This is a genomic window from Paraburkholderia nodosa DSM 21604, from assembly GCF_000519185.1.
Taxonomy (GTDB): domain Bacteria; phylum Pseudomonadota; class Gammaproteobacteria; order Burkholderiales; family Burkholderiaceae; genus Paraburkholderia; species Paraburkholderia nodosa.
In genome coordinates this window covers 1-6,396 of record NZ_JAFA01000098.1, presented here as the reverse complement: position 1 = coordinate 6,396, position 6,396 = coordinate 1, and the positions used below count along the sequence as shown (strand labels likewise).

The 6,396-nt window shown below is 59.6% G+C and carries 5 protein-coding genes and 3 pseudogenes; 5 read left to right on the top strand and 3 right to left on the bottom strand.

Going from position 1 to position 6,396, the window contains the following annotated elements; genetic code table 11:
• From A3CW_RS52035 to A3CW_RS52965, 3 genes and pseudogenes are all read right to left on the bottom strand, one after another.
• Positions 1 to 376 (bottom strand): annotated as a pseudogene (locus A3CW_RS52035) (IS6 family transposase); the annotation flags it as partial.
• Positions 377 to 493: 117 nt separating this feature from the next.
• Entirely contained in the window at positions 494 to 928 is a 435-nt protein-coding gene (locus A3CW_RS0143895; protein ID WP_028209138.1) for a hypothetical protein, read from the bottom strand.
• A 657-nt stretch (positions 929 to 1,585) separates the two neighbouring features.
• Positions 1,586 to 1,807: pseudogene (locus tag A3CW_RS52965) on the bottom strand (DDE-type integrase/transposase/recombinase); the annotation flags it as partial.
• 140 nt (positions 1,808 to 1,947) lie between these two features.
• Here A3CW_RS52965 and A3CW_RS53585 point away from each other — a divergent pair.
• From A3CW_RS53585 to A3CW_RS0143865, 5 genes and pseudogenes are all read left to right on the top strand, one after another.
• Positions 1,948 to 2,178, top strand: a pseudogene (locus A3CW_RS53585) (IS21 family transposase); the annotation flags it as partial.
• A gap of 2 nt (positions 2,179 to 2,180) precedes the next feature.
• The gene (gene istB, locus A3CW_RS0143880; RefSeq protein WP_028209136.1) at positions 2,181 to 2,948 is read left to right on the top strand and encodes an IS21-like element helper ATPase IstB; all 768 of its coding nucleotides are present in this window, start codon (positions 2,181 to 2,183) and stop codon (positions 2,946 to 2,948) included.
• 854 nt (positions 2,949 to 3,802) lie between these two features.
• On the top strand, positions 3,803 to 4,891 hold the full coding sequence (locus A3CW_RS0143875) for an OpgC domain-containing protein (protein WP_028209135.1): 1,089 nt from the start codon (positions 3,803 to 3,805) through the stop codon (positions 4,889 to 4,891).
• Positions 4,892 to 5,432: 541 nt separating this feature from the next.
• Positions 5,433 to 6,209 carry a transposase gene (locus tag A3CW_RS53740; RefSeq protein WP_028209067.1) on the top strand — a complete coding sequence of 259 codons (777 nt, stop codon included), beginning with the start codon at positions 5,433 to 5,435 and terminating at the stop codon, positions 6,207 to 6,209.
• The gene (locus A3CW_RS0143865) at positions 6,146 to 6,352 is read left to right on the top strand and encodes a hypothetical protein (protein WP_028209066.1); all 207 of its coding nucleotides are present in this window, start codon (positions 6,146 to 6,148) and stop codon (positions 6,350 to 6,352) included. The genes A3CW_RS53740 and A3CW_RS0143865 overlap by 64 nt, the downstream gene beginning before the upstream one ends.
• Positions 6,353 to 6,396 lie beyond the last annotated feature (44 nt).

Here is a 6,396-nt window from a genome sequence, read left to right as displayed (position 1 = left end):
TTCCTGAAAAAGGCTTTTGCCGCCTCCACGTCGCGCTTTGCACGGAGCATGAAGTCAACCGTCTGGCCCACCCGATCCACCGCCCGATAAAGATAAACCCACTTGCCGCGTAGCTTGAGATAAGTCTCGTCAACACGCCAGGACTGGCCGGTGGGCCTGCCGAAGCGATTCCACCGTTTGACGAACTCCGGCGCAAAGCGCCGCACCCAGCGCAGGATCGTCGTGTGGGCCAGCGCAGACCCCGTTGCGCCATCATTTCGACCAGATCGCGCAAGCTAAGCTTGTAGCGCAGGTACCAGCGAACACACAGAATGATCACATCGCGGTCAAAGTGACGGCCTGCAAACAGTTCGTCCAGGCTCTTCAGCTTGCTAATCGTCGGTTCTCAATTCGTTCAGCCCGACACCTTAACCGATTCGCCCCCGCGCTATTTGCAGCAGAGCCGCATGACCCAAGGCGACTCGAAGACAAAACCCTGCGGAACCCATCACTGCTACTTCGTGCCTGCACTGCAGCAATAGGCGAGCAGGAATGTAGGAGTCCCGGGCGTCTCTGCCACGATCGTGCGGATGTCCTTGTTGAGCTTGGACATCGCTGCGGACACGTAGTCGGAGTCGGGAGCCGGCAGCTTGTTCGTATTGAAGTCGCGGACAGCCACAACAATGGTCTTGTTGTCTGCCGTCATGGGCTGGGCGAGCGCCCGATCTTCTTCCGCAAACCTTTGCTCGCGTGTTGCGACAGCACCGACTCGCCCCACGCAACAGCCGTGGGTGCCCGACATCACGTGAATTGTATGGCCGTCGCCCTTTAGCCCCGCAGCGATCTCCTCAAGAGCCGCTGCGACGTCCCATACGTTGCACTCCCCATGGAACCCCCAAATTTGCACAGCGCCAAGGGTGTCATCGGTAATTTTTGCGAGTTCTGCCATATAAATTTACGAAGGAGATATTGGAAACGCGTCGTGATGCACCGCGTAACATCAGCAAGTGTATCGGCCCAGATTGTTTGGACACGGTTTTGGGACTCAGGCGGCCTGTTTAAACATCCGTGCCTGACGGGCTTCGAGGGGTGACATCAGCAAGGTGCCCAACCATTCTTGAGGAGCTAGTGGCTCAACGACCATACCAGAACCTACTGATTTAAGAGGTGCCGTTCACTACTCTGAATCAATCTTTCAACCGTTGGTGAGCCCACTTGGTTACCGCACACTGCCCGCGCGGGGTAGAAGTTTGCCTCGTGGGTAGGAGAGGACGCAAGACAATTAACATCAAAATAATTGATATTGAGTTCAGTCCGAACAAACTGCGTGAGGCAGCTAATGCCGTTCAGTTAAGCCTGAACGGCATTAATGATGGCATTGAGGATAGTCAGCAGCTTTGTCAGAGGTGGCCGCGCAAATTCGGACAATCGGATAAGTGGTTTGGCCGGGGCCTGAGCCAGCGATAATGCTGGCAAAGGAACCGAAGACATGACGAAGAGAACCCGACGCACGCACTCAGCGGCGTTCAAGGCGAAGGTGGCGCTGGCAGGCTCTGGTGCAAATAGGCGGTCTGTACGAGATTGTTGTTATATAGAGGATACCGAATCAAGCAGATAGGACGGCCTCCCAGACTGCGGGCGCGGTGGTATCTTTGAGGCCGAGCTTCGCGAGGCCGAATTGGCCCTTGCGAATGCGATGTACCAACTCAATACCCGAGAGCGTGATCGCTGCGTTCCTGAAACGTTTGAAGCCGAGCATGACTTTCGTCCGGGACTTGATGTTGCGGTGGTCCTGCTCGACCAGATTATTGAGATATTTCGAGGATCGGACCTTCGTGTCCTCAGGCAGCAAGCCATCGGCCTTCATCTCGCTGACGATCCAGATCGACTTCACTGCTGGAAGCCGCTTCGCGCATCCTGAGGTGGCCGGAGTGCATCCTGTGCATGACCCCGTCGTCAAACGCTACTGCCTGCGAGATCGCCATGAGAGAAGGCGTACCCAGCTACAAGCACGTCAAGGCGCTAACCGAGCGTCTGCTGGAGCAGGCGCTGGCTGAACTGGACGCGCCCGTCCAGGGCGAACTGCCCTTGACCCAGGAACATCACCTCATCCGGGACGGCGACGACTATGCCGACCTGTTCACCCTCGGCGCCAAGCACAGCGCCGCCATGCCATCAAACCACGGAGATCTCTCTTGAGCATGAGCCTTGCCGAAATCGATCGCGCGCTGCGCGAACTTCGCCTATCTGGTATCAGCGCGACACTCGAAACCCGGGTACTGCAGGCCCAGGCCAGCCAGAAGCCGTTCCTCGAAACCTTCTCCATGATCCTGCAGGGCGAGCTCGATCGCCGGCAATCCCGGCTGCTCGAACGACGGTTCCAGCAGTCCGGACTGGACGAGCGCAAAACCCTGAGCGACTTCGACTGGTCCTTCAATCCGAAAGTACCCCGTCAGGCCTGCTTCGAGCTACACACCCTGAAGTTTGTCGCCGACAGCGACAACGCGCTGTTGATCGGCAAACCTGGCACCGGCAAGAGCCACCTTGCGGAGGCCATTGCCTACAACGCCACCCTGCAGGGGATGAAGGTGCGCTACATCGAGTCCGACACCGTGTTCGCTGGCTATGCCGTGGAGACGCGTGCCGATCAGGACCGGTTGCTCAAGACCCTCGTCGAGCCCGAACTCCTCGTGCTTGACGATCTGTTCCTCGCCAAACGCATTCCCGATGCCGCGGCCGAACTGCTGCAGACCCTCGTCCATCAACGCTACAAGCAAGGCCGCAGCATTCTCGTCACGTCCAACCGCGTCGTCCAGGACTGGGGGCGCTACCTTCGCGACAGCACCATCGCCTCTACGATCCTTGACCGTCTGCTGCATCGCTCCAAACTCCTCGAGTTTGAAGGCAAGAGCTATCGTCTCCGTGAAGCCGCCGCCAGGCTTGCCGTCACTGAGGAATCCGACGCATAATCCGCTCGTCCTGCCTGGGGGAATTTAGCCGCCCACAAGTGGAGGAGTTTGAACTGCCCATCGGGGTCAAGCCCGGCGAAGCGAACGCATGACGCGCGTAGAGTAAATAAGCTGGTGCAGGGCTGGTTGCGGCAGAATGCGGCAACCAGCCCTGCAAGACGAAGCGAACTATGACGAACCAAACCCAACTGTTTGAAGCCCCGCTGGCCCTGGCACCGTTTGTCCGCAACCCCACATCTCCTACATCCGTCGGCACGATTGGACGAAATGCGTCACACCACACCGAGATGGCCAGGCTCCGTTGGCAGAGTCGTACTTGCATGCAGCGCCAGCGACCTTCAGCCGTACGCCTACCTCGTGCACAGGCTCACCGGATGGCCACCGCGCGAACCTGCTGCGATCTGGTTGAGCGCTTACCGCCTCACATCGCAAAACTCACACCATCGCAGGGCATTGAGTTCGACTGCGGCCGCGCTTGAAACCCTTACCGATCGATGCACATGTGGTGTTGGCTCAACTTTTGCTTTTGCTTTTGCGTTTGCTTTTCGCGGACCATTACGAGTGGATTGAATGACGACTGAACACGAAATCAAATCTCACGGAGCTGCAGTCACAGCCAGCGTTTTTGCGCGCGCGCCCAGCACGGTTGCGGAGCCTGCGCCTGCTCCGAACCCCCGCACCCTTGTCTGGACGGAATACATAAGGGAGGCAGCGCGCCTTTGCATGTGCAAGGCGCGCGGTGGTGAATCGATCAGACATACTTACGAAAGAGGAATGAAGCTTGCCGCCTCATCAAATCGCGGCCGTGCATCCCCTTCAATCGTAATCTTCGACACGAACGGGAATCGTCATTGATGAACCAGACAGCAAAGCGATCGATCGAAATCGACTTTTTCCGGGGTTTCGCATTGATTGCCATTGCGCTCGATCACATCCCGTCGAGCGTGCTTTCGCATGCGATGCTGCATAACTTCGCGTTTTGCGACTCCGCGGAAGTGTTCGTGTTCGTGAGCGGCTACGTATGCGCGGCGACCTGGCTCTCCATCGCCGAGCGCAAGGGAGACGGGGCGGCCAACCGTCGTTTCTGGCGACGCGGGCGCGAGATTTACGCCGCGTATCTGTGCACCGCAGCGCTCATGCTGCTTTCGGGCGCCGCCGCGGTGATGCTGCGCGTCGATTCACCGCTGGTGGCAGCGTCGGGCTATCTGCGCTTCGCCGCGCAGCCGTTCACGATGCTCGCCAATATCGCCGTCTTTCGCGATCAGCCTTACCTCGCGGGCGTGCTGCCCATGTACATCATGCTCGTGATGGTCTTGCCGTTCGTGATGCCGCATGCGCGCCGTTCGCCCGACGTCGTGCTGGTCGGCAGTTTCGTGCTGTGGTTCGGCGGCTGCTGGCTCGCGGCGTGGCTGCCAGCGGCTCCGGGCGCATCTTGGCCGTTTAATCCGTTCGCCTGGCAGGCCATGTTCATGCTTGGCCTGCTGTGCCGCATCTATCCCGTCTCGCGCGCGTTCCAGATTTCGTGGACGGGCCGCGCGTTGACCGTGTCCGCGCTGTCGCTGGTTGCAACGTTCGCGTTCATTCGGCTGTTCGCCGATCTGGACCCCCAGCCCGGCTACATGAAGCAGAACCTCGCGAGCGTGCGGATCTTGAATTTTGCCGCCGTTGCCTGGCTGGCCGCGCAGGCGGTGCGCAAGGGCTGGATAGCATGGCTCGCGCATCGGCTGCCAGCCGTCGTCAACGTGGGGCAGCAGGGCCTGGTTTGCTTCGTGGGCGGCGCGGTTGCCTCCAATACGATCGACACGCTGCGGCGCGCAACGCATGTCACCGATTCGCTGCCCGCGAGGCTCGCAGGCGATCTGCTCGCGATCGGCGCGCTGCTCGTGCTCGCGCGCGGCGCGCGGCGACTGAAATCGGTACGGCCGCGCGTCACGCTTACGTGAAGCGCGTCGGCGAAACATCAAAGGTGAGTGTTTGGGGGAGACGACCCAGGCTGGCGACAAAGAACGGCTTGCCGGACGGAAAATACGCTGCCTTGTCACATTCAACAACCTGAAGATCGGAGATTGAAGCTGTGACCTGCTGTACGACCAGCAGTTGCCTACCCGGACGTGCGCGACTGGATGTGCGGCGCCTTCGCGCCACTCTTTACGACATTTTTTCTTGTGGCGCGCCAACGCCAACTCTACGCTTTAGATAGGTGATGAAGCCTGGAGAATTTCCATGCCGAAGCGATATGCAAAAAACGTATCCCTCACACGCAGCAGGCGGAGCATCCGCAACGTGGTGCTGAGGGGCTTTGTCCGGATGGGGGTATTGCAAAGATGCTACGGGTTGTGTAAAAGCGCAACATCATGAAGCCAGCTTGAATAATGCCATATAAAGCCAGACTAAAGACGGGTGAACCGCGCAAGCGCAAGAAGCCGGCCGGGGTACCGGGTGACGAACGCGCGGGCGTATAACCAGCGCCTGAGAAAGCGCGGCATGATCAGCCTGTATGTGCCGGGCGGCGATCTGAAGGCGCAGCTTATCAACGCAAAGATCCGTACGCCGGGCGTGTCGGGGCGTGAGCCGACCTACACCACGGCGTACATCGAGCTGATCTTTACCTTCTACCGGCTGTTCGGCTGGGGGATGCGGCAGATCACCGGCTATATGGAGGACTACTGGGAGACTCGCGGGCTGGACATCCCGGTGCCCAGCGCCAGTCAGCTGGGCGAACGGTTCGCTTCACTGGAGGTGAGCGTCACGCAGCGTTGCGAACAGTTGGCCCGACGTCTCGCGCGCGGCGAGACGATCAGTCTCATCGTCGACAGCACGGGATTGAGCTTTGGGCGGGCGAGCCAGTGGTACGAGGAAAAGTACGGTCAGAAGGCCGCGCGCACGCCGTGGCGCAAGATGCATCTGTCGATCGACGCTGACATGAACGTACACGCGATCCGCATCACCACTACAGAAGTATCGGACAGCGAAGGAATGGACGCCGTGCTGCCCGCTGATGTGCCGATGGATCGGGTGATTGCCGATGGCGCGTACTACAGCATCGAGCGTACCGAAGCGCTTTCAGGCGCGGGCGTGACGCCCGTCATCCCACCGCCGTCGTACACGGCGAGGAGCGAACCCGCCGGCATGACCAGATCGTCAGATACATCGAGGACAAAGGCATCTATGCATTTCACAAGAAATACGGCTACGGTGTGCGCTCGCTGGTCGAGGCGCAGATCTCGCGCATCAAGCGCTGCATCGGCGAGCGCCTGCTGACGCAGGAGCTTGCGTCGCAGGAAGGCGAAGGCGAAGGCGAAGGCGAAGGCGAAGGCGAAGGCGAAGGCGAAGGCGTAATCATCGCCAACCTGCCGAACCGGTGGAACGCCTTCGGCAAACCGGTTTGCGTCAAAAATGCATAGTCGCGTCCATAGCACGGGAACTCGTACCCATCCGGACAAAGCCC